This is a genomic window from Streptomyces sp. 5K101 (assembly GCF_046506645.1).
Taxonomy (GTDB): domain Bacteria; phylum Actinomycetota; class Actinomycetes; order Streptomycetales; family Streptomycetaceae; genus Streptomyces.
This window is the reverse complement of record NZ_JBKFFO010000001.1, coordinates 29,214-50,491: the sequence shown is the minus strand read 5'-3', so window position 1 is coordinate 50,491 and position 21,278 is coordinate 29,214. Positions and strand designations below refer to the sequence as shown.

Below are 21,278 nucleotides of genomic sequence, written 5' to 3'. Positions count from 1 at the left end.
GGAAGGCCACGGGCGGGTAGGGGCGGTCGCAGGCCTTCCGGCGTTCGAGGCGCCCCACCGCCTGGCCGGGCGGGGCCTGGGGCGCAGCCTCAGTTCTTGGGGGGCCGGGGGGAAGCACCCCCCTGCCCCCCACTGGCACCCCCGCCCACCCCCGCCGACACTGGACCCGTGCGCCCCGCAACAGCGACGGCAGCGGCCGTCACCACACTCATGGGGCTCGGCGCGGCCACAGTCGCCGCCGGCCGCCACGCGAGCAACGCCGCCCTGAGAGAGAGTCGCCCCCTCCCGGGCGACCCGAGACTCACCGTGCACGAGACCGGTTCCGACCGCGTGACGCTCACCCGCAGCCTCGCCTCCCTGCGCAGGGGGACGTACGGACTGGAGGGTTCCGGCGTCCACGCCGTCGTCGGCCCCGTCCTCGACGGCGTCATACACTCCGCGGACACCGTCGTGCGCCGCCTGGAACGGGTCGTCGCCGGCGGCCTCCGCCCCGGCAGCCGGGTCCGTTTCACACCGCAGCTGCACACCGGCGACCCGGCCGACGCCCTCGGTATCCCGCACGCCGACGTCCTCGTCCCCGGGGAACTGGGCCCGCTCCCTGCATGGTTCGTCCCCGGCGCCCGCTCCACCTGGGTGATCACGGTCCACGGCATCGGTACGACCCGTGAGCACCCGCTGAACCTGCTCCCCTTCCTGCGCGACCAGCAGTTCCCCGTGCTGAATCTCGGCTACCGCGGCGACCGCGGCGCCCCTCGCCCGCCGGACGGCCTGAGCCACCTCGGGGACTCCGAGTGGCGTGACCTGGACGCGGCCGTGCGGCACGCCGTGCGGCACGGCGCCGAACGCGTCATCGTCCACGGCTGGTCCACCGGCGCCTCGATGGCGCTGCGGGCCGCCGCCAACTCCGGACTGCGCGACCGCATCAGCGGACTCGTGCTGGACTCGCCGGTCCTCGACTGGGAGGCGACCCTGCGCGCCCTGGCCACCGCCCGGCACACCCCGAGCCCCCTGCTTCCCCTCGCCGTGCGCGCGGCCCTCGGCCGCACCGGCCCGCACGGCGACCGGCTTGCCGAGGCCGCCGACCCCTCGGCCGTCCGCGTCCCGGTGCTGATCTTCCACGGGCCGGACGACACCATCGCCCCCTGGCAGTACTCGCGCCGACTGGCGGCCGAACGCCCCGGTCTGGTCGGCCTGCAGACCGTCCCCGGCGCCCCGCACGCGGCGATGTGGAACGCCGACCCCGAGGCGTACGAAGAGGCCCTCCGCCGCTTCCTCACTCCCCTCATGTAACCGCAGGCCGGAGGCGTGTCCGACCCGGCCTCCCGCCTTCCGTTTGGGCTTTCGGGCCGTCAACGGGAAGACTGCTCCCCGTGACGTCCCGAAAGCCTGATGAGCAATTGGCGCGCAACTCCAGACTCCGTCTTGTCCGCCCGCGATCCCTGGCCACCGCACGACGGGCCGTGACGACCCGACGCACCCGTCCGGCGCCCCGTCCGCCGGAGGGCACGCCCGCCCCCGCCGAACTGGCACGACAGGCCCGCACGGTCCTCGCGGACGCCGTACGCATCGCCCGCTGGGCCGCCGCGGGAGCCGCCGCGTCCCTGTCCGAAGGACCCTCCGGCGGCACCCCGACTACCGCCCCGCCGTTCGCCGGTGCGCAGGAACGGGCCGCCGCCGCACTCGACCTGACACCGGACCAGGTGCGCGCGGGCTGGGACCGCGCCCGCCTCGCCGGCCTGATCGAACTGCACGGCGGCACCGCACGCCCCGGCTGGCGGCTGCGTGCCTGGGACCGCGACGACATGGCCGTCCTGCGTGGCTGGGTCGCCCTGTTCGACGCATGGTCGCTCGCGCACCCCGCCCCCGAGGACGTCGCACCCACCGTCGTGGCCGAGGTCGTCGAGGCCGTGCCCCAGGTGCTCTCCCTCCTTCAGCTCTCGGCCGGCCCCGTGCTCGTGCCGGCCCTGCTCGATCTGCTCCAGCAGCGCGTCGCCGAACTGCGTGAGGAGCGCTGCGAGGTCCCCTACGGTCCTCGCGGCGAGACGCAGCCCGCCGCCGACGAGCCCGGAGCCCCTGCTGTCGGTGCCCCGGGTGCCGGTGCCGACGACGGGGACGACATCTCTCTCTCCGTGCTCCTCGACTGGGCCCTCGAAGGACTCGCCGCCGTCGGCGCCCTGACTCTCGAACGCGGCCAGGCCACGCTCACCCCGCTCGGCAACTGGGCGGTGTGGGTCAAACTCGAGCAGATCTGCGTCGCCGCCCAGAGTCCCGCGGGCAACATCGAGCAGTCCGCCGAGGACATGCTCCGCGGATGCGCCCGCCTCACCCCCGGTCCCGCACGCGCCGAATACCGCGCCTGGCTCGCCGCCCGCACCGTCGCCGGCGCGGTCGCCGAACTCCTCGCCGTCGCACGCGGCGAGGACGCCCTGCTGCGCGGACTGGCCTTCGAGGCGCTCCGCGTCGTCGGCGCCCCCGCCGAGCCCGAGGTCCGCGCAGCCACCGCCGAACCGTCCCTGCGCCCCTACGCCCTGCTGTGGCTCGCCGAGTACGAGGGCGCCGATCCCGAGGACGCCGCCGAAGTCCTCACCCGCGAGGAGGCCACCTGGCTCTGGGTCGACACCGCGGCGGCCGTCGCCGACCACGGTGAGCCCCAACTCCTGCTGCGCCACCTCGATTCCGCGGTACAGGGCACGGTCCCCGCGCTCATCGAGGAGGTCCGCGCCGGCGGTCACCCCCGTACGGTCCAGGTCCTCGTCGCCCTCGCCGCCGCGCACCCGGACCCGGCCCTGGCCAAGGCCGTCCGGCGAGCGGCCTTCCAGGTGCACACCGGCGGGGTCTGACACACGGCACAGGCACCCCGGGACGGCGGGGTCCGACACACGGCACACGCACCAGGGGGCGGCGCGGGCTACGACGACTCCGCCACCCCCGGGGTGTACGTGCCGAAGCTCCAGATGTTGCCCTCGACGTCCCGGGCCATGTAGTCCCGTGCCCCGTAGTCCTGATCGGTCGGCGGCATGACGATCTCTGCGCCGTGCTCGACCGCCGTGCCGTGATGGGCGTCGACGTCGTCGACATGGACGAACACCCCCGCCGGACCGGCGACCTGCATCAGCTTGTCGAACTCGCTCCCGGTGCCCTTGCTGCCCAGCATCACCATGCCGTTGCCATACGTCAGCTCGGCGTGCAGCACCCCGCCGTCCTCGTCCTCGTACACCGCGTGTTCGGTGAAGCCGAAGGCTTCGGTGAGCTGTCGGATCGCGGCCTTGGCGTCCTTGTAGACCAGCGTGGGACAGATGCTCGGCGACTGCGTCATCCCGATCACTCCTCACTCGCTCGACGACAGGATGGTGATCTGCGTCTCAGTCTGGCACCGCCCACCGACAATCCCGGGCCGCATCGGCCCGACCGTCAACACCGCGCGGAAAGGCTCAGCCGAACGTGTCGTACCGCGCAAAGCCGCCGGTGCGGCAGCAGCTGAGGAACCCGGGTCGCCCCCGTTCTGTCGCCGCCCGCAGGGGCCGCCGCGGACCCGTGCGCACCACCACCGGGCCGCAGCCGCGGTCGGAAAACCACTTGCCATGCCCCGTTAGACTGAGCCGTATGGCAATTCTCCTTGTGCATTAGACGGCGTCGAAGCGTCGCTCGCCCGTCCCTTCCGCCGTCCAACCGCCCTGGAGTATTTCCCCCGTGATCACCGCATCCGGTATCGAGCTGCGCGCCGGCGCGCGCGTCCTCATCGAGTCCGCCTCCTTCCGCATCGCCAAGGGCGACCGCATCGGCCTCGTCGGCCGCAACGGAGCAGGCAAGACCACGCTCACCAAGTGCCTCGCCGGTGAGGGCATCCCCGCCGCCGGCACGATCGCCCGCTCCGGCGAGGTCGGTTACCTCCCGCAGGACCCCCGCACCGGCGACCTCGACGTCCTCGCCCGCGACCGCATCCTCTCCGCCCGCGGCCTCGACGTCCTGATCCGCAAGATGCGGCAGAACGAGGACCGCATCGCCAACGGTCTCGGCGCGACCCGGGAGAAGGCGCTCAAGCAGTACGAGCGCCAGGAGACCGAGTTCCTGACCAAGGGCGGTTACGCCGCCGAGGCCGAGGCCGCCACCATCGCCGCCGCGCTCGGCCTGCCCGACCGGGTCCTCGGCCAGCCGCTGCACACGCTTTCCGGCGGCCAGCGCCGCCGGGTGGAGCTCGCCCGCATTCTCTTCTCGGACGCCGACACCCTGCTCCTCGACGAGCCCACCAACCACCTCGACGCCGACTCGATCGTCTGGCTGCGTGACTACCTGAAGACCTATCGCGGGGGATTCATCGTGATCTCCCACGACGTCGACCTCGTGGAGACGGTCGTCAACAAGGTCTTCTACCTCGACGCCAACCGTTCCGTGATCGACGTCTACAACATGGGCTGGAAGCTCTACCAGCAGCAGCGCGAGGCCGACGAGAAGCGCCGCAAGCGCGAGCGGCAGAACGCCGAGAAGAAGGCCGCCGCCCTCAACTCCCAGGCCGACAAGATGCGGGCCAAGGCCACGAAGACGGTCGCCGCTCAGAACATGGCCCGCCGCGCCGAGCGCCTGCTGTCCGGCCTGGAGGAGATCCGGGTCGCCGACAAGGTCGCCAAGCTGCGCTTCCCCGAGCCCGCACCGTGCGGCAAGACGCCGCTGACCGCCGAGGGTCTGTCGAAGTCCTACGGCTCACTCGAGATCTTCACCGATGTCGACCTCGCCATCGACAAGGGCTCGCGCGTCGTCATCCTCGGCCTCAACGGCGCGGGCAAGACGACACTGCTGCGCCTCCTCGCCGGTGTCGAGAAGCCCGACACCGGCACGGTCACCCCCGGCCACGGCCTCAAGCTCGGGTACTACGCCCAGGAGCACGAGACCCTCGACCCGGACCGCACCGTCCTGGAGAACATGCGCTCCGCCGCGCCCGACCTCGACCTCGTGGAGGTGCGCAAGACGCTCGGCTCGTTCCTCTTCTCCGGTGACGACGTCGACAAGCCGGCCGGGGTGCTCTCCGGCGGTGAGAAGACCCGTCTCGCGCTGGCCACGCTCGTCGTCTCCTCGGCCAACGTCCTGCTGCTCGACGAGCCCACCAACAACCTGGACCCCGCCAGCCGCGAGGAGATCCTCGGCGCACTGCGCACCTACAAGGGCGCCGTCATCCTCGTCACCCACGACGAGGGCGCGGTCGAGGCCCTGGAACCGGAGCGGATCATCCTGCTCCCGGACGGCGTCGAGGACCTGTGGGGCGCGGACTACGCGGACCTGGTGGCGCTCGCCTGACGCGTGGGCGTCTCCGGATGCCTCTTGCCTGCCTGACGCGCGCCTCCGGTGTGCCTCCGTGCGCCCGTTGATCCACTCCGTATGGATCATTCGGCCTACGCGTGATCCTTCATCTGCGTGAGGGTGTCTCGTACCGCGGCGTGGCGGCTCGCCGGCCGCCCCCGACCGCCCTCCGGCGCGTGCGCACCCGCGTCGGCCCCGCTGACCAGGCATTTCCGTGATCGGTCAGGCGATACGTTCCCTCTCGTATGACCGGAGGGGCTAATTCCGGTCATGGTGGCCGCATATCGCATCGCCAAGCGTTGCGTACCGACCTTGTCGAATGGGTGGCCAGGACGCCCGGGAGGGGTGATCATGAGAAGTCCAGAGCGCACTTCCCATGAGGAGGCACGGGTGGCCGAGACTCTGAAGAAGGGCAGCCGGGTTACCGGCGCCGCGCGCGACAAGCTCGCGGCAGACCTGAAGAAGAAGTACGACTCCGGTGCGAGCATCCGGGCGCTGGCCGAAGAGACCGGCCGCTCCTACGGATTCGTCCATCGGATGCTCAGTGAGTCCGGAGTCGTTTTGCGTGGACGCGGCGGAGCGACGAGGGGCAAGAAGGCCGCCTCGGCCTGACCCAGCCCGTCGTAAGGACTCCTTCGGCCCATCGGTTCCGCGGTGGCCACCCGGGCGGTCGCCCGACCGGTCCGGGTGGTTACTGTGCAGTAGCTTATTGTCGTAGGCTCCACTGCACCGACCCGGAGGCGTCCCATGACTTCGCTCGACCCTGTGCTCGACAAGGACGGTGTGCGACTCACCGTCGACGGCGCCGTTGCCACGGTGACCCTGACCAGGCCGGACAAGCGCAATGCCCAGGACTTCGCGCTGTGGCGGGCATTGACGCAGGCCGGCCGATCACTGCCGGGCGACGTGCGTGTCGTGGTGCTGCGCGGCGAGGGCAAGTCCTTCTCCGCCGGACTCGACCGGCAGGCATTCACCCCCGAAGGCTTCGAGGGCGAGCCGTCGTTCATCGACCTCGCACGCAGCGGTGACGCGGAGATCGACGCGGCCATCGCCGGGTTCCAGGAAGCTTTCACCTGGTGGCGCCGCAGTGACATCGTCACGATCGCGGCCGTCCAGGGCCATGCGATCGGCGCGGGCTTCCAGCTCGCCCTTGCGTGCGACCTGCGAGTGGTGGCCGAGGACGTCCAGTTCGCCATGCGGGAGACCAGCCTCGGGCTCGTTCCGGACCTCACCGGCACGCATCCCCTCGTCTCCCTCGTCGGCTATGCCCGCGCGCTCGAGATCTGCGCGACCGGCCGATTCGTCCACGCCGAGGAGGCCGAGCGCACCGGCCTGGCCAACCTCGTCGTGCCCGGCGCCGAACTCGACGCCGCCGTACGGGACCTCGCCGCAGCGCTCGTCGCCGCTCCGCGCGACGCCGTGATCGAGACCAAGGCCCTGCTCCAGGGCGCGTCGAGCCGCTCCTACGAGGAGCAGCGCGCGGCCGAGCGCGCGGCCCAGGCCCGTAGGCTCCGGGACCTCGCCGGACTCGGCGACTGACCCGGGCGCCACACGCCTCCGTTGCCCACCGGCCGCACCCTGGGGAGCGGCCGGTGGCAGGGACCCTGGCCACGGGCGTCAGGCGACCGACGAGATCAGGACCGCGACCGGGCGGCCGTCCGCGAGCGCGGCCGACACCGACGCACGCACGGCACGGCCCACGTCCAGCGCCCGGAACCCGTCCGCGGTGGCGACCTCGACCCGCACATGGTCCACGGCCGTGTGCACGGCGCGGCCGCCCAGTTCCGCCGTCAGACACGCCACCCCCGCCGTCGCCGCCGCGGCCTCACCCGCCGCGTCCGAGGGCGTCACGGGCGTGGGGGCATGGTCCGGAGCCGGTACCAGGGGATGGTCCGGCAGCGCCGTCACCCGCAGATCCACCTCGGTGACCACCAGGCCCAGCCGGTCCGCCGCCGCCCTGGCCAGCGCCGAGCGCAGGGCCGCCGTCGCCGCGAGCAGCGGCTCGCCGCTCCACACCGAGACCTCCGCCGTGAGCCGGTGGGCCCCCGGCGGAAGAGCGCTCGGCGGCGCGGGCACCGCGGGCTCGGCGGCCGCACCGGGGTCCGCGAGCCGCACGTCGAGCCGGGTCACGGCCGTCCCCAGTACCGCCTTCGCGGTGGCCTTCACGAGCACCGATGCGGCCGCGCGCTCCGCGAGCCAGATGCCGTCCTCCGGCCCTCCGAGCGCCACGAGCCTGCCGAGCCCCATCGCCCGCCGCATCCGCCCCCTCGCTCCCGCAGTGGTCATTCCTCCAGCCTGCCGCATCCCCGGCGCGGAACGGGGGAACCGCACTTAATGTGGGCAAAGGGAGGTCACCACCACCCGAAAGGACACCGCGATGACCGAGACAGGAGAGCGCAACCGGCCCCAGAGCACGGGGCACGAGACGGCAGGCGGCGGCGAGCCGTCGACGCGCAGGACCTCCATCGGCAAGCGCGTCGAACCGGCCGTCCGCGGACGTACCACCATCGCCGACGGCGTCGTGGAGAAGATCGCCGGACTCGCCGCGCGGGACGTCGTCGGCGTCCACGCGATGGGCAGCGGCATCTCCCGCACCTTCGGCGCCGTACGCGACCGGGTCCCCGGCGGAGGCGGCAGGTCCAGCGTGACGCGAGGCGTCAAGGCCGAGGTCGGCGAGGTGCAGACCGCCCTGGACCTGGAGATCGTCGTCGACTACGGCGTCGCCATCGCCGATGTCGCGAGCGACGTCCGGGAGAACGTGGTCGCCGCCGTCGAGCGGATGACCGGCCTGGAGGTGGTCGAGGTCAACATCGCCGTGAGCGACGTCAAGCTGCCCGATGAGGAAGAGGACGAGCCGGAGCAGCGTCTCCAGTAGAGGAGATCACCATGAGCATGGCCGTGGTCGGCATGATCGCCGGCATGGCGCTCGGATTCGCCGGGTACTTCGGCGGCTTCGGGGCGTTCCTGCTCGTCGCCGCACTGGGTGCGGTCGGTTTCGTGGCGGGCAGGTTCCTCGAGGGCGACCTGGAAGTCGGCGACTTCTTCCGGGGCCGCAATCGTGGCGAAGGGCGGCGGTGACGCGCCGTGGCCGCCGACCGCGTCGCGCCCGCCGAACGCGGGGCGACCATCATCGCCGACCGGGTCGTGGCGAAGATCGCCGCGCAGGCGGCACGGGAGGCGCTCGGACGCCTGCCCGAAAACGCCTCGCCACCGAACGCGATGGTCGTCGTCCACCACGACACGGCCCGCGTCCGGATCAGCCTGGAACTCGACTACCCCGGCGACATCGGCCGTCAGTGCGGCGCGGTGCGTCACCAAGTGACCCGCCGGGTAAGGACGTTGGCGGGGATGGAGGTGCCCGAAGTGGCGGTGCAGGTCGAGCGCCTGCACTCCGTCCACTCGCGTCACGGGGGGCAGGGGAGGATTCGATGACCGAGCCCGACCAGAGAGACCGGCCCGTCCGCGAACCGGACCAGTCGGCTTCCGCCGCGGAGTACGACCCCGCGCCGGCTGCCGCGGAGGGGGTCCACGGCAGGGCGGGGCGCTTCTGGTCGGCGCGCCGCGTCCCCGCCGCGCTGCTCGCCCTGGTGGGCCTCGCCGGTTCGGGGCTGCTGCTCTACGACATCGTCGCGGTACGGGCCGGCCGGCCCGCCATGCACTGGCGGCGCGCCCTGGCCGACCACCTCGACCGATGGCGCCTCGACGAGCTGGCGGTCCTCGCGGTCGCCGCAGCCGCGCTGCTCGTCGGCGTCTGGCTGATCGTTCTCGCGGCGACGCCGGGACTGCGCAGGGTGCTGCCCATGCACCGCGACCGCGCGCACCTGCGGGCCGGGCTGGACCGGCAGGCGGCGGCACTGGTGCTGCGCGACCGCGCGATGGAGGTGTCCGGCGTGCAGTCCGTACGCGTCCGGATGGGGCGCTCCAAGGCCAGGGTGCGTGCCCGCTCCCACTTCCGCGCACTCGACGACGTTCGCGCCGATCTGGACGCCGCGCTCTCACTGGGCATCAGGGAACTGGGCCTGGCCAGGCCTCCGGCCCTGGCCGTGCGCGTGGGCCGGCCGCCGGCCGGAAAACGGGTGAGAGGCGAGGGGTGAGACGGATGATCGGGACGGTCAACCGGGTCGTGCTCGGACTCACCGGGCTGGTGCTGGTGTGCGCGGGCGGCGCGGTCCTGGCGGTGGGGACCGGGCTGTCCGTGCCCTCGTGGTGGCCCTGGAGCGGACGGCACGACGTGCTGCTCAGCGATGCCGACCGGATGAGGTGGCGGGACGAGGGCTGGTGGTGGCCGGTCGTCATCGCGGTCCTCGTGGTGCTGGTGCTGCTCGCCCTGTGGTGGCTTCTCGCCCAGCTGCGCCGCGCCCGCCTCGCCGAGGTCCTCGTGGACACCGGCGACGGAGAGGGCGCGCTGCTGCGCGGCCGGGCGCTGGAGCACGTGATGACAGGGGAGGCGCAGGCGCTGGAGGGCGTTTCCCACGCGCGGGTCGTGCTGACGGGCCGCAGCCGCAGGGCTCCGCAGGCGCGGGTCCTGCTGCTGCTGGAGGCCCATGCGGCACCGGCCGAGACCGTGTCCCGGCTGGTCGACGAGGCGGTGACGCACGCGCGGGAGTCGGCGGGGCTGTCGTCGCTGCCGACGGAGGCGAGGCTGCGGGTGGCGAAGCACGCGGCGCAACGCGTCATCTGAAGGGCACCGGGAGCGCTGCCCCCGGTGCCCCGCTCCCTGGGCGCCGTCAGAACCCGTGCCGTGCTCCGCCGTCCACCGGGAGCATCACGCCCGTCAGGTACGACGCCGCCGGTGACAGCAAAAACGCCGCGACCGTGCCGAATTCCGCCGGCGTGCCGTAGCGCCGCAGCGGAATCCGGGACTCGTTGCCCGTGCGCGCCGCCTCCGCGTCGCCGGACAGCGCGTCGAGTTCCCGCACCCGGTCCGTGTCGATGCGTGCCGGCAGCAGGCCGATGACGCGGATGCCGCGCGGTCCCAGTTCGTCCGCGAGGGACTTCGCGAAGCCGGCGAGGCCCGGGCGCAGGCCGTTGGAGATCGTCAGGCCGGGGATCGGTTCGTGGACCGAGCCGGAGAGGACGAAACCGATCACGCCGCCCTCGTCCAGCTCCGCCGCCGCGGTCCGCGCCAGCCGTACCGCGCCCAGGAAGACCGAGTCGAACGCCGACTGCCACTGCTCGTCCGTGTTGTCCGCGACGAAGCCCGGTGCCGGGCCGCCCACGCTGATGAGAATGCCGTCGAAGCGGCCGAAGTGCGCCCGGGCGGCCGCCACCAGCCGCTCCGCGCCCGCCGGGTCCGCGTTGTCCGTCGCCAGACCCACCGCGTCCGGGCCCGTTCGGCCGCCGCGGCCTTGACCGTCGTCTCGTCCCGGCCCGTGATGACGACCTTCGCGCCGTCGGCCACCAGGGCCCGCGCGGAGGCGTTGCCCAGGCCGCGGGAAGCGCCGGTGACGATGTAGACGCGGTCCTTCAGTCCAAGATCCATGGGTCCTATCCTGCCGCCTCGTGCCGCCCGAGCGACAGGGCGGTGTTCACCAGGCCGATATGGCTGAAAGCCTGGGGGAAGTTGCCGAGCTGGCGGCCCGCCACCGGGTCGTACTCCTCGGACAGCAGTCCCACGTCGTTGCGCAGTTCCAGCAGACGCTCGAACATCTCGCGGGCCTCCTCCGCACGCCCCGTCGCGCACAGCGCGTCCGTCATCCAGAACGAGCACGCCAGGAACGCGCCCTCGCCGCCCGGCAGGCCGTCGACCGAGACGCCCGCGGTGCTGTAGCGCCGCACCAGCGGGCCGCTGCCGAGTTCGGCCTGCACCGCCTTGACCGTGCCGAGGACCCGGGGATCGTCCGGGGGCAGGAAGCCGACGTGCGGGATCAGCAGCGTCGCCGCGTCCAGGTCCGTCGAGCCGTACGACTGCGTGAACGTGTTCCGTACCGGGTCGAAGCCCTTCTCGCACACCTCCCGGTGCACCTCGTCGCGCATCGCACGCCAGCGGGTGGCGTCCCCGCGCAGCGTCGGGTGGGACTCCAGGGTGCGTACGGCACGGTCGGCCGCGACCCATGCCATCACCTTGGAGTGCACGAAGTGGCGGCGCGGTCCGCGCACCTCCCACAGCCCCTCGTCCGGTTCGCGCCACTTCGACTCCAGGAAGCCGAGGAGGCTCAACTGGATGTTCCACGCGTGCCGCTCGGCCTTCAGGCCCGCCGCTCGGGCCAGGAAGAGCGTGTCGATGACCTCGCCGTAGACGTCGAGCTGGAGCTGGTAGGCCGCGTCGTTGCCGACGCGGACGGGGACGGACCCGGCGTAGCCGCCGAGCCAGCTCAGCTCCATCTCGGCCAGCCGGCGCTCGCCCGCGAGCCCGTACATGATCTGCAGGTCGGCGGGGTCGCCGGCCACCGCGCGCAGCAGCCAGTCGCGCCAGGCCGCCGCCTCGTCGAGGTAGCCCGCCGCGAGCAGGGCGCCGAGCGTCAGGGTGGAGTCGCGCAGCCAGCAGAAGCGGTAGTCCCAGTTGCGCACTCCGCCGATCTCCTCGGGGAGCGAGGTCGTCGGTGCGGCGACGATGCCGCCCGTGGGCGCGTACGTGAGGGCCTTGAGGGTGATCAGCGAGCGCAGCACCGCCTCCCGGTACGGGCCCTCGTAACGGCACCGGGACGACCACGCGGCCCAGTCCTCCAGGCAGTGGCGCAGCGCCTCGTGGGGGTCGGTCAGCGCGGGACGCGGCTTGTGCGAGGGGTGCCAGGTCAGGACGAAGGCGACCTTCTCGCCCGCCGCGACCGTGAACGCCGAGCAGGTGCTGAACTGCTGGCCCCAGGTGTCCACCTGTGGTTCGCTGCGCAGCCAGACGGAGTCGGGGCCCGCCACGGCGACCCGGTGGCCGTCGACGCGCCGCATCCAGGGCACGATGTCGCCGTAGTCGAAGCGCAGCCGCAGGGTGGAGGCCATCTCGACGGTGCCGCTGACGCCTTCCACGATGCGCACCACGTCGGGTGCTTCGTCCCGTTGAGGCATGAAATCGAGCACTTTGACGGTCCCGGTGCGGGTGCGCCACACCGTCTCGAGCACCAGTGATTCATCGACATAGCGACGACTTGTGCACCGGACGGCGCCCTTGGGGGCGAGCCGCCAGTGTCCGTTCTCCTCGTTGCCCACGAGCGCCGCGAAGCAGGCCCCGGAGTCGAACCGCGGCAGGCACAGCCAGTCGATCGAACCGTCCGCACCGACCAGTGCCGCGGTCTGCAGATCACCGATGAGGGCGTAGTCCTCGATACGTTGGGTCACGCTCTGGCGTGTTCCCGGCCGGGTTGGCCGCTAAGCAGCCGCGTGGGCCGGTTCCGGCACGCCGTTCGCGGCCGCCGCCATCCGGTCCCGCTTCTCCCGCCGTACGAGAATCACCCAGCCGACGGGCACGGCCGCGGCGAACAGCCACCACTGGACGGCATACGCCATGTGCGCGCCGATGGAGTCGTGGTCGGGGTCGGGGATCTGCTGCGGACCGGCCGCGGCGGACTTCGGGTCCGTCTGCTCGATATAGCCGCCGAGCACCGGGCGGTCCAGCAGCTTCGCCTGCTGCTCGCTGTTGATCAGCATCACCTGGCGCGGCGGCAGACCGGCCAGGTCCTTGATGCCGCTCGCGCCGGTCGTCTCGTCCGCCTTGAGCCGGCCGGAGACGGTGACGGTCCCCTCGGGCGCGGGCGGCACCTCGGGGAAGGTCTTCTGGTCGGCGGCGGCCGGGACCCAGCCGCGGTTGACGAGCACCGCCGAGCCGTCGGCCAGCAGCAGGGGAGTCAGCACATGGAAGCCGACGCGGTCGTCGGCGTTGGTGCGGCGGCGTACGACGACCTCATGGGCCGGGTCGAACGTGCCCTGCGCGGTGACCTGCCGCCAGTAGTCGTCGCGCGGGACGGTGTGCCCCGGGGAGGTCAGCTCGCCCACCGGGACCGGAGCGGCGTCGAGGTTCCGGGCGATGAGGGAGTTCTGTGCGACGCGGCGCTCGTGGCGGTGCAGCTGCCAGAAGCCCAGCTCGACCATCGTGGGGATGAGAACGAGGGTGATGAGGGTGAGGATCACCCACTGCCGGGACAACAGGAAGCGGTACACGGCTTCGACCGTACCTGTAGTGCCCCGGCACCGGGACGGGGGGTCCCGGTGGCGCCCCGTCCGGGCGCCGGCGCACGGCGGATCACACCCTGTCGACGATGCCGGGCCTCCCCTCGGCGCGGGCGCAGTGCGCGCCGCAGTACCAGTGGCCCTCGGCCTCGACTCCCTGGCCGATGATCTGGACCCGGCAGTGCTCACAGATGGGCGCCATGCGGTGAATGGCGCAGGCGAAGCAGTCGAAGACGTGCACCGCGCCCTGCGCGTGCACCTCGAAGGACATGCCGTAGTCGTTTCCGCAAACCTCGCAACGTGCCATGCGCCACAGGGTGGGACGCGAGGCGGGCGGGGGCGAGCGGGCGACGGGCGAGTCGCGCCGGGTTCACTCCGATGCGGGTGCCATGCCCGGCAGCATTTCCTGCTCTGCCCCCCGGTCCGTCCCCGGCTCCGTCCCGGCCTGTGCTCCTTGCTCCGTCCCCGTCGGGGCCTGTGCTCCTCGCCCCGTCCCGCGCTCTGCTCCTCGGGCCGGCTCCCGTTCCGCTGTCCGTCCGGGCGGGTCCGCCGCGCGCGCCGGCGCCGGGACGCGTCCCGGGGCCGTGGCCGTGCCCGCCGGGGTCACGTGCCCCAACAACTGGGTGAACGCCGCCTCGTCGACGACCGGCGTGCCGTACGAGGCGGCCTTGACCGTCTTCGACGTCGACGCGTGCGGGTCGTTGGTCACCAGCAGGCTCGTCAGCCGCGACACGCTCGTGGCGACGTGCAGGCCCGCCTCGGTCGCCCGGTCCTCCAGCAACTCGCGCTCTATGGAGGTGTCGCCGGAGAACGCCACCCGCATGCCCTGCTGCAGCTGCCCGCCCGGCTCGTACCGGCCCGGGTTCGGGTAGGGGCACGGGGGACGTTTGCGCGACGGACGCCAGGTGCTTCGCCCGTACGACGGCTGGTAGCCGACGCGCGGGGCGGGCGGGGTGTCGGACCACTCGGTCAGCGGGCGGCACTCCAGCAGCGGCAGCCGCACGCCGTCGCGGGCCGCCGAGTGCAGACTCGGCCGGAACGCCTCGGCCAGCACCCGCGCGTCGTCCAGCGCGTGGTGGGCCTGCTGCTGCACGACGCCGTAGTGCGCGGCGAGGGTCTCCAGCTTGAAGTTGGGCAGCGGAAGCGCGAGCTCCCTGGCGAGCGCGATGGTGCACAGCCGCTGCCGGGTGGGCGCGGTCCGCTGCACGCGTGCGTATTCCCGGGCGAGCATGCTCCAGTCGAACTTGGCGTTGTGCGCGACCAGGACGCGGCCCTCCAGGCGCGCCGTGAGCTCACCGGCGATGTCACCGAAGAGCGGCGCGCCGCGGAGCATCTCACTCGTCAGACCGTGGATCTCCACCGGGCCGGGATCGCGCTCGGGATTGACGAGGGAGTACCAGTGGTCCTCGATGTTGCCCCGGGAGTCCAGGCGGTAGACGGCAGCGGACACGATCCGGTCGTAGTGGTACAGGCCGGTGGTCTCCACGTCGACGATCGCGTACCCGTCGGGGTACGCGGTCGGCCACGTCGTCGCTGCGGTCGTACGGTCGTCGAGCATGGTCACAGAGAATACGGGCCGGGACCGACAACGCCGGACGCCCCCGTACTCCCGGCGCCTCGCACCCGGCACCGCCCGATCTCCGTTCCCTCTCCCGCGGGTTGTCCGGGCACGGTGCACGGCTCGGTGAGACGCTCCCGGAATGAGTGACCACACTTCGCGGCACGGGCACGACGAACCGCACGGCGGCGGACTCGGTACGCGCCTCAACTGGCTGCGCGCCGCCGTCCTCGGTGCCAATGACGGAGTCGTCTCCACCGCCGGCATCGTCGTCGGCGTCGCCGGAGCGACCGACGCGCGTGGCACCCTGCTCACCGCCGGCCTGGCCGGGCTTCTCGCGGGCTCCATGTCGATGGCCGCGGGCGAGTACGTCTCCGTGTCCACCCAGCGCGACTCCGAGAAGGCCGCCCTCGACGTCGAGCGGCGCGAGCTGCGCGAACAGCCGGCGGCCGAACTCGACGAACTCACCCAGCTGTTGGCGGAACGCGGTCTGTCCCGGGACGTGGCCAGGGAGGCCGCCGAACAGCTCACCGAACGGGACGCCCTGCGCGCGCACGCGCGCGTGGAGCTCGGTATCGAGCCCGACCAGCTGACCAACCCCTGGCACGCGGCGGGGGCGAGCTTCCTCGCCTTCACGGCGGGCGCGTTGCTGCCGCTGCTCTCCATCGTCCTGCCGCCTGCCTCGGCCCGCCTGTACGTGACGGTCCTGTCGGTGCTCGCGGCCCTGTCGCTCACCGGCTGGTGGAGCGCCCGCCTCGGCGCAGCCCAACCGGGGCCCGCCGTGCTGCGCAACACCGCTGGCGGGGCGCTGGCCATGGCGGTGACGTACGGGGCGGGGACGCTGCTGGGCGCGGCGGGTGTCTGAGCCCGGCGCCGGACGGGCGGGTGGAGCCGCTCGTCCGGCGCCCGTGGGGCGTCAGTCGCGCCACTGGGGCGCGTCCGTGCCCCAGAGTCCGGCCGGGCGGGTCCAGCCGACGGGACCGCCGTCGAACGCGACCGCGGGCAGGGCATGGCGCAGCCGGCCCATCGGGCTGTCCGTCTCGGTCAGCCACGGTTCGGCGTCGTACCCGCCCGGGGCGGCGTCCGGGGTCTTCTCCAGGCCGTTGACCAGCCATGCGGCCGTCTGTCCGAGGGCCAGGTCGACCAGCATCGCGCCGCCGGCCCCGTGCCGCTCGACCAGCGCCCGCAGCACTCCCGCGGCGAGCAGGTACCCGGTGCCGTGGTCCAGGGCCTGCGCGGGCAGTGCCCCGGGCCGCTCGCCGTCGCCCTCGATCTCCGCGATACCGGAGGCGACCTGGACCAGGCTGTCGAATCCGCGCCGGCCGGCCCACGGCCCGTACCGCCCCCACGCCGAGAGCCGGGCCACGACCAGGCCGGGGCGCCGGGCCGCGAGCTCCTCCGGTGCGAGACCGAACCGGTCCAGGGCGCCGGGCCGGTAGCCGGTCACCACCACGTCGGCGGAGGCGAGCAGGTCCCCGAACGTGGCGCGGTCCGCGGCGACGGCCAGGTCGAGCCGGGTGGACCGCTTGCCCATGCCCGTGTCGCTGTGGGCCTCCTGACTCCCCGGCAGGCCGGGGGAGTCGATCCTCAGCACATCGGCGCCGAGCAGGGCCAGCGTGCGGGTCGCGACCGGGCCGGCCAGCACCCGGGTCAGATCGAGCACGCGCAGCCCCGCGCAGGGCAGCGCCGCCGAGCCGCCGGCCGCCCTCGGCGCGGGCCCGTCCCCGATGCGCCGCATGACCAGCAACGGGTGTGCGGCCGCCGCCGCGCCCTGCGGATGACCGGCCCACTCCTTCGGGCTGCGCGCGGCGACGGCCAGGCCGCCCGCCGCGTACACGCTCTCCTCGACGTCCAGTGCCCGCCGCTCGCCGACGGCGGCCGCGACGGCGTCCTCGCCCGCGTCGCCGGACAGGCCGAGTGCGGCGAGCAACCGGGCCCGGTGGTGCGGGTAGTTGGCGTGCGTGCGCACCCATCCGTCGGCGGCGCGCCAGAAGCGGGACAGCGGGGCGAACGTCACCGGCGCCGCACCGTCGACCCGCACCAGCCGGTCGCTGAGGAACGCCGCCGTCACGGCGCCGTCGTGCACCCGGACCGCGGGGACGGGACCGCCGGTGCGGCGGGCGGCGAGCTCGGCTGCGGCCAGCGAGCACGCGGCCACGGTGGCACGCGCGAGTTCCATGACCGGCAGACGGGCCGGCAGCGCGCCCCCGCCCTCGTACGTCACGCGCTCCACCAGGGCGGGATCGCCGCCCAGAGCGGCCCAGGCAGCGGCCGTCCCGCTCGAAGACGTCTGACCCATGCACCCACTATGGCACCGAGTGCCATGCAAAGGGGGCCCGGTGCGGACAACCGCACCGGGCCCCGAAAAACAGAGGTCGCAGATGACTACCGGCGGACGGCGTCGAGAGCGTCGGCGACGCCCTCACCGTAGAAGCCGTTCTCGTCCTCGTCGCCCTCGCAGACCGCGTCGACCGTCCCGTTGTTGTCGATGTCGTACGGGTTGGTGCAGGCGGTGTCGTCGGCCTGCACGGAGAGCAGGGCCTTCACCATCGCCGGGGACGCGTACGGGTGCGTCGACTTGATCAGTGCGGCGACACCCGCGACGTGCGGGGAGGCCATCGACGTACCGGCCTTGTAGCCGAAGCCGCCGCCCGGCAGCGTCGACAGGATCCGGCCGTCCACGGCCGGCGCGGCGGGCGCCTGGTAGCGGGTGGCGTCGCCACCGGGGGCGGAGATGTCGATGACGCCGTTGCCGTAGTTGGAGTACGAGGACTTCAGGTTCTTCGCGCCCAGCGCGGAGACCGTGACGACGCCCGGGATCTGCGTCGGGATGTCCAGGCACTCTGCCGGGTTGACCTTGCGCTCGACCGGCGTGGTGTCGTTCGGGCTCGAGGTGTCGGTGAGCTCGTCGGACGCGAGGTCCATCCGCGAGTTGCCGGCGGCGGCGACGTTCACCGCGCCCTTGCTCTCCGCGTACCGGATGGCGCGCCGGTGCGACTCGATCAGAGCGGCCTGGTCGGCGTCGTTCTTGCAGTTGAACAGCCACGGGTCGGTGTAGTAGCTGTTGTTGGTCACATCGACGCCGTGCTCCGCGGCCCACACGAAGCCGCAGACGACGGCCTCGGTGTAGAAGAAGCCGTCGGGCTGCGAGACCTTGATGCCCGAGACCTTCACGCCCGGCGCGACACCCGTGATGCCGGTGCCGTTCTTCGCCGCCGCGATCGTGCCCGCGACGTGCGTGCCGTGGTCGCTCTCCGTCGGGCCCGGACGCCAGGCGCCGTCCGCCGTGTCGGGCACACCGCCGACACAGCTGACGGATGCCTCGCGGTCGAAGTTGGGCGCCAGGTCCGGGTGCGTGTCGTCGACGCCCGTGTCGATGACCGCGACCGTGACCTTCCTGCTGCCGAGCGTCTTCTCGTGCGCCTTGTCCGCCTTGATGGCGGGCAGGTCCCACTGCAGCGGCTCGAGCGCGTCCTGACCTGCTGCCGCCTGGCCCGCCGCCGCCTTGGCCTCCTCGGCGGTCAGCGGACGCTCCGACTCGATGGCCGTGTCGGCCACGGGCGCCAGCGGGGCGGTGCGCGTGGCACCGGCCGACTGCACACCGCGGACCTGACGTATCGTCTCCGCGAACGCGGGGTTCTGCGAGTGGACGACGATGACGCCTATCTGGTCGTACGCGTGGACGATCGACCCGCCGGCCTTGGCTATCGCCTTCTTGACGGCCTTCGAGGTGCCGTGACCGCCCTTGACGTTGACCACGTAGGACAGCTTCGGACCGTCCGTCTGGACCGCTGCCGCTACATCATCGGTGACTGCTGCCGACGCCGTACCCGCCGGCAGGAATCCGAGGGAGGCCGTGAGCGCCAGACCGGCGGGCAGCGCGAGTGCGCGCCGACGTCTGGATCCCAGATGAGCCATGGGTTCTCCACATCATCCGTGACAAAACCGCCCAAACACCCCTTGCGAATGGGCGGGTTATGCCGGGTGAAGCTATCGCTGATCAAGGGGGCTCTTCAATGGATTCCGCGCAGATGTACGACAACAAGTAGGACAAGAAGTGCGGCAGGAGATGACCGAAGGTGAACCGGTTCGGTGCGGACTCCGTGCCGTTGTCAGGGAGTGGAACAACATCAGCCGGCTCCCGCAGACAAGATTTTCATGACCACCACCGAATCCGCGTCGCGAGGAGTCTCCGTGGCCACCGATGCACCGCCGCCGCCGAGTGGTAAGGGCACCAGCCCCGTCCAGCCCACGACAGAGTCGTTCGTCCAGGTGCAGGAGAGTACGGAATTCGGCGAACTGCGCCGCGCCTACCGCTCCTTCGCCTTCCCCCTGACCGTCGCGTTCATCGCCTGGTACCTGCTCTACGTCCTGCTCTCGAACTACGCGGGCGGCTTCATGGGCACGAAGCTCTTCGGCAACATCAACGTCGCCCTGGTCTTCGGCCTCGCCCAGTTCGCGACCACGTTCCTCATCGCCTGGTTCTACTCGCGGCACGCCGCCGCGAAGCTCGACCCGAAGGCGGAAGCCATCAAGTCCCGTATGGAGGCCGACGCATGAGCCCCACGCTCCAGCTCGCGGCGTCGAGTGCGACCACCGAGCACCGGCCGCTCATCATCACCCTGTTCGCCGCCTTCGTCGTCGCCACCCTCTTCATCACGGTGTGGGCGGGCCGGCAGACCAAGGACGCCTCCGACTTCTACGCGGGCGGCCGCCAGTTCACCGGCTTCCAGAACGGCCTCGCCATCTCCGGCGACTACATGTCGGCCGCCTCGTTCCTCGGCATCGCCGGCGCCATCGCCCTCTTCGGCTACGACGGCTTCCTCTACTCGATCGGCTTCCTGGTCGCCTGGCTCGTCGCCCTGCTGCTCGTCGCCGAACCGCTGCGCAACTCCGGGCGCTACACGATGGGCGACGTCCTCGCCTACCGCATGCGCCAGCGCCCCGTGCGCACCGCGGCGGGCACGTCCACGATCGTCGTCTCGATCTTCTACCTGCTGGCCCAGATGGCGGGCGCCGGCGTCCTCGTCTCCCTGCTGCTCGGCATCACCAGCGACGCCGGGAAGATCGCCATCGTGGCCCTCGTCGGCCTGCTGATGATCGTGTACGTCACCATCGGCGGCATGAAGGGCACCACCTGGGTGCAGATGGTCAAGGCCGTCCTGCTGATCGCGGGCACCCTGCTCATCACGTTCCTGGTGCTGCTGAAGTTCAACTTCAACATCTCCGAACTGCTCGGCCAGGCGGCCGAGAAGAGCGGCAAGGGCGCGGCGTTCCTGGAGCCCGGCCTCAAGTACGGCGCAACCGGGACGTCCAAGCTGGACTTCATCTCGCTCGGCATCGCGCTCGTCCTCGGCACCGCGGGCCTGCCGCACATTCTGATCCGCTTCTACACCGTGCCCACCGCCAAGGCGGCCCGTAAGTCGGTCAACTGGGCCATCGGCATCATCGGCGCCTTCTACCTGATGACGATCGCGCTCGGCTTCGGCGCGGCGGCGCTCGTCGGACCGGAGGAGATCACCGCCTCCAACAAGGCGGGCAACACGGCGGCGCCTCTGCTCGCACTGCACATCGGCGGTGTCGACTCGGCGGGCGGCGCGATCCTCCTCGCCGTGATCTCCGCCGTCGCCTTCGCCACCATCCTGGCCGTGGTCGCGGGCCTCACCCTCGCCTCCTCGTCGTCCTTCGCGCACGACATCTACGCGAACGTGATCCGCAAGGGGCAGGCCACCGAGAAGGAGGAGGTCCGCGCGGCCCGCTGGGCCACCGTCGCCATCGGCATCGTGTCCATCGCGCTCGGTGCCCTCGCCCGCGACCTGAACGTCGCCGGCCTCGTCGCCCTCGCCTTCGCGGTCGCCGCGTCCGCGAACCTGCCGACGATCCTCTACAGCCTGTTCTGGAAGAGGTTCACCACCCAGGGCGCGCTGTGGTCCATCTACGGCGGCCTGACGGCCTCGGTCGTCCTGGTGCTCTTCTCGCCGGTCGTCTCCGGCAAGCCCACCTCGATGTTCCCCGAGGCCGACTTCTCCTGGTTCCCCCTGGAGAACCCCGGCCTGATCTCCATCCCCGTCGGCTTCCTGCTCGGCTGGATCGGCTCCCTCCTGTCGAAGGAGGAGCCCGACACCGCCAAGTACGCCGAGCTGGAGGTCAAGTCCCTCACGGGTGCCGGTGCCCACTGAGTGAGGCCGCCGACACAGCGCCGTAGCGGCCGCGTCGTAGAGTCCTACGACGCGGCCGTGTCGCGCCTCGTGGCAAATGGGCCACAGCCGGTGTCGGTGGCTTGACGTAGGCTCGGAAGAGTCACATCCGCGACCGGGGAGGGGGCCCA

The 21,278-nt window shown here is 72.3% G+C and carries 20 protein-coding genes and 2 pseudogenes; 13 read left to right on the top strand and 9 right to left on the bottom strand.

Features of this window, described 5'->3' with window-relative positions:
* The first annotated feature begins 168 nt into the window (after positions 1 to 168).
* Both ACLB9X_RS00270 and ACLB9X_RS00265 read left to right on the top strand, forming a co-directional pair.
* Positions 169 to 1,290 carry an alpha/beta hydrolase gene (locus ACLB9X_RS00270; protein WP_410358107.1) on the top strand — a complete coding sequence of 374 codons (1,122 nt, stop codon included), beginning with the start codon at positions 169 to 171 and terminating at the stop codon, positions 1,288 to 1,290.
* 80 nt (positions 1,291 to 1,370) lie between these two features.
* Positions 1,371 to 2,840: a hypothetical protein gene (locus ACLB9X_RS00265; protein WP_410358106.1), complete on the top strand. Its 1,470-nt coding sequence runs from the start codon at positions 1,371 to 1,373 to the stop codon at positions 2,838 to 2,840.
* Positions 2,841 to 2,908: 68 nt separating this feature from the next.
* Here ACLB9X_RS00265 and ACLB9X_RS00260 read toward each other — a convergent pair whose 3' ends face one another.
* Entirely contained in the window at positions 2,909 to 3,316 is a 408-nt protein-coding gene (locus ACLB9X_RS00260; protein ID WP_410358105.1) for a VOC family protein, read from the bottom strand.
* A gap of 374 nt (positions 3,317 to 3,690) precedes the next feature.
* Between ACLB9X_RS00260 and ACLB9X_RS00255 the strand changes: the two genes are divergently transcribed.
* The 3 genes from ACLB9X_RS00255 (at position 3,691) to ACLB9X_RS00245 (ending at position 6,831) form a co-directional block, all read left to right on the top strand.
* Positions 3,691 to 5,289, top strand: a complete 1,599-nt coding sequence (locus ACLB9X_RS00255; RefSeq protein WP_410358104.1) for an ABC-F family ATP-binding cassette domain-containing protein — start codon at positions 3,691 to 3,693, stop codon at positions 5,287 to 5,289.
* A 393-nt stretch (positions 5,290 to 5,682) separates the two neighbouring features.
* On the top strand, positions 5,683 to 5,904 hold the full coding sequence (locus ACLB9X_RS00250; protein WP_005319113.1) for a helix-turn-helix domain-containing protein: 222 nt from the start codon (positions 5,683 to 5,685) through the stop codon (positions 5,902 to 5,904).
* Positions 5,905 to 6,039: 135 nt separating this feature from the next.
* The gene (locus ACLB9X_RS00245; protein ID WP_410358103.1) at positions 6,040 to 6,831 is read left to right on the top strand and encodes an enoyl-CoA hydratase/isomerase family protein; all 792 of its coding nucleotides are present in this window, start codon (positions 6,040 to 6,042) and stop codon (positions 6,829 to 6,831) included.
* Positions 6,832 to 6,909: 78 nt separating this feature from the next.
* On the opposite strand, the gene ACLB9X_RS00240 is transcribed toward ACLB9X_RS00245, so the two are convergent.
* Positions 6,910 to 7,578 carry a hypothetical protein gene (locus ACLB9X_RS00240; protein WP_410358102.1) on the bottom strand — a complete coding sequence of 223 codons (669 nt, stop codon included), beginning with the start codon at positions 7,576 to 7,578 and terminating at the stop codon, positions 6,910 to 6,912.
* 91 nt (positions 7,579 to 7,669) lie between these two features.
* Between ACLB9X_RS00240 and ACLB9X_RS00235 the strand changes: the two genes are divergently transcribed.
* From ACLB9X_RS00235 to amaP, 5 genes are read left to right on the top strand one after another with little or no spacing between them, the layout of a single operon-like run.
* Positions 7,670 to 8,167, top strand: a complete 498-nt coding sequence (locus tag ACLB9X_RS00235) for an Asp23/Gls24 family envelope stress response protein (protein WP_410358101.1) — start codon at positions 7,670 to 7,672, stop codon at positions 8,165 to 8,167.
* 11 nt (positions 8,168 to 8,178) lie between these two features.
* The gene (locus ACLB9X_RS00230) at positions 8,179 to 8,370 is read left to right on the top strand and encodes a hypothetical protein (protein WP_410358100.1); all 192 of its coding nucleotides are present in this window, start codon (positions 8,179 to 8,181) and stop codon (positions 8,368 to 8,370) included.
* A gap of 6 nt (positions 8,371 to 8,376) precedes the next feature.
* Positions 8,377 to 8,724 (top strand): hypothetical protein, encoded by a 348-nt coding sequence (locus ACLB9X_RS00225; RefSeq protein WP_410358099.1) that lies wholly within the window; start codon positions 8,377 to 8,379, stop codon positions 8,722 to 8,724.
* Positions 8,721 to 9,386, top strand: coding sequence for a DUF6286 domain-containing protein (locus ACLB9X_RS00220; protein WP_410358098.1), 666 nt, complete (start codon positions 8,721 to 8,723; stop codon positions 9,384 to 9,386). Before ACLB9X_RS00225 ends, ACLB9X_RS00220 begins: the two co-directional genes overlap by 4 nt.
* 5 nt (positions 9,387 to 9,391) lie before the next feature.
* Positions 9,392 to 9,973, top strand: coding sequence for an alkaline shock response membrane anchor protein AmaP (gene amaP / locus ACLB9X_RS00215; RefSeq protein WP_410358097.1), 582 nt, complete (start codon positions 9,392 to 9,394; stop codon positions 9,971 to 9,973).
* A gap of 46 nt (positions 9,974 to 10,019) precedes the next feature.
* Here amaP and ACLB9X_RS00210 read toward each other — a convergent pair.
* From ACLB9X_RS00210 to ACLB9X_RS00190, 5 genes and pseudogenes are all read right to left on the bottom strand, one after another.
* Positions 10,020 to 10,774 (bottom strand): annotated as a pseudogene (locus tag ACLB9X_RS00210) (SDR family oxidoreductase).
* 5 nt (positions 10,775 to 10,779) lie between these two features.
* Entirely contained in the window at positions 10,780 to 12,564 is a 1,785-nt protein-coding gene (locus ACLB9X_RS00205) for a glycoside hydrolase family 15 protein (RefSeq protein WP_410358096.1), read from the bottom strand.
* Between the two features lie 30 nt (positions 12,565 to 12,594).
* Positions 12,595 to 13,383, bottom strand: a complete 789-nt coding sequence (locus ACLB9X_RS00200; protein WP_410358095.1) for an SURF1 family protein — start codon at positions 13,381 to 13,383, stop codon at positions 12,595 to 12,597.
* A gap of 82 nt (positions 13,384 to 13,465) precedes the next feature.
* Complete coding sequence (locus ACLB9X_RS00195; RefSeq protein WP_410358094.1) at positions 13,466 to 13,699, bottom strand: hypothetical protein; 234 nt, start codon at positions 13,697 to 13,699, stop codon at positions 13,466 to 13,468.
* Between the two features lie 243 nt (positions 13,700 to 13,942).
* A pseudogene (locus ACLB9X_RS00190) lies at positions 13,943 to 14,950 on the bottom strand (DEDDh family exonuclease); the annotation flags it as partial.
* 142 nt (positions 14,951 to 15,092) lie between these two features.
* Here ACLB9X_RS00190 and ACLB9X_RS00185 point away from each other — a divergent pair.
* On the top strand, positions 15,093 to 15,815 hold the full coding sequence (locus tag ACLB9X_RS00185; protein WP_410358093.1) for a VIT family protein: 723 nt from the start codon (positions 15,093 to 15,095) through the stop codon (positions 15,813 to 15,815).
* Between the two features lie 51 nt (positions 15,816 to 15,866).
* Here the strand turns inward: ACLB9X_RS00185 and ACLB9X_RS00180 are convergent, their stop codons facing one another.
* Positions 15,867 to 17,249: a CoA transferase gene (locus tag ACLB9X_RS00180; protein WP_410358092.1), complete on the bottom strand. Its 1,383-nt coding sequence runs from the start codon at positions 17,247 to 17,249 to the stop codon at positions 15,867 to 15,869.
* 86 nt (positions 17,250 to 17,335) lie between these two features.
* Entirely contained in the window at positions 17,336 to 18,868 is a 1,533-nt protein-coding gene (locus ACLB9X_RS00175) for a S8 family peptidase (protein ID WP_410358091.1), read from the bottom strand.
* A 276-nt stretch (positions 18,869 to 19,144) separates the two neighbouring features.
* Here ACLB9X_RS00175 and ACLB9X_RS00170 point away from each other — a divergent pair, with 276 nt between their 5' ends.
* Positions 19,145 to 19,510 carry a DUF485 domain-containing protein gene (locus ACLB9X_RS00170; RefSeq protein WP_410358090.1) on the top strand — a complete coding sequence of 122 codons (366 nt, stop codon included), beginning with the start codon at positions 19,145 to 19,147 and terminating at the stop codon, positions 19,508 to 19,510.
* A complete protein-coding gene (locus ACLB9X_RS00165; RefSeq protein ID WP_410358089.1) occupies positions 19,507 to 21,129 on the top strand; it encodes a cation acetate symporter in 1,623 nt (540 codons plus the stop codon). Before ACLB9X_RS00170 ends, ACLB9X_RS00165 begins: the two co-directional genes overlap by 4 nt.
* The last annotated feature ends 149 nt before the right edge of the window (positions 21,130 to 21,278 follow it).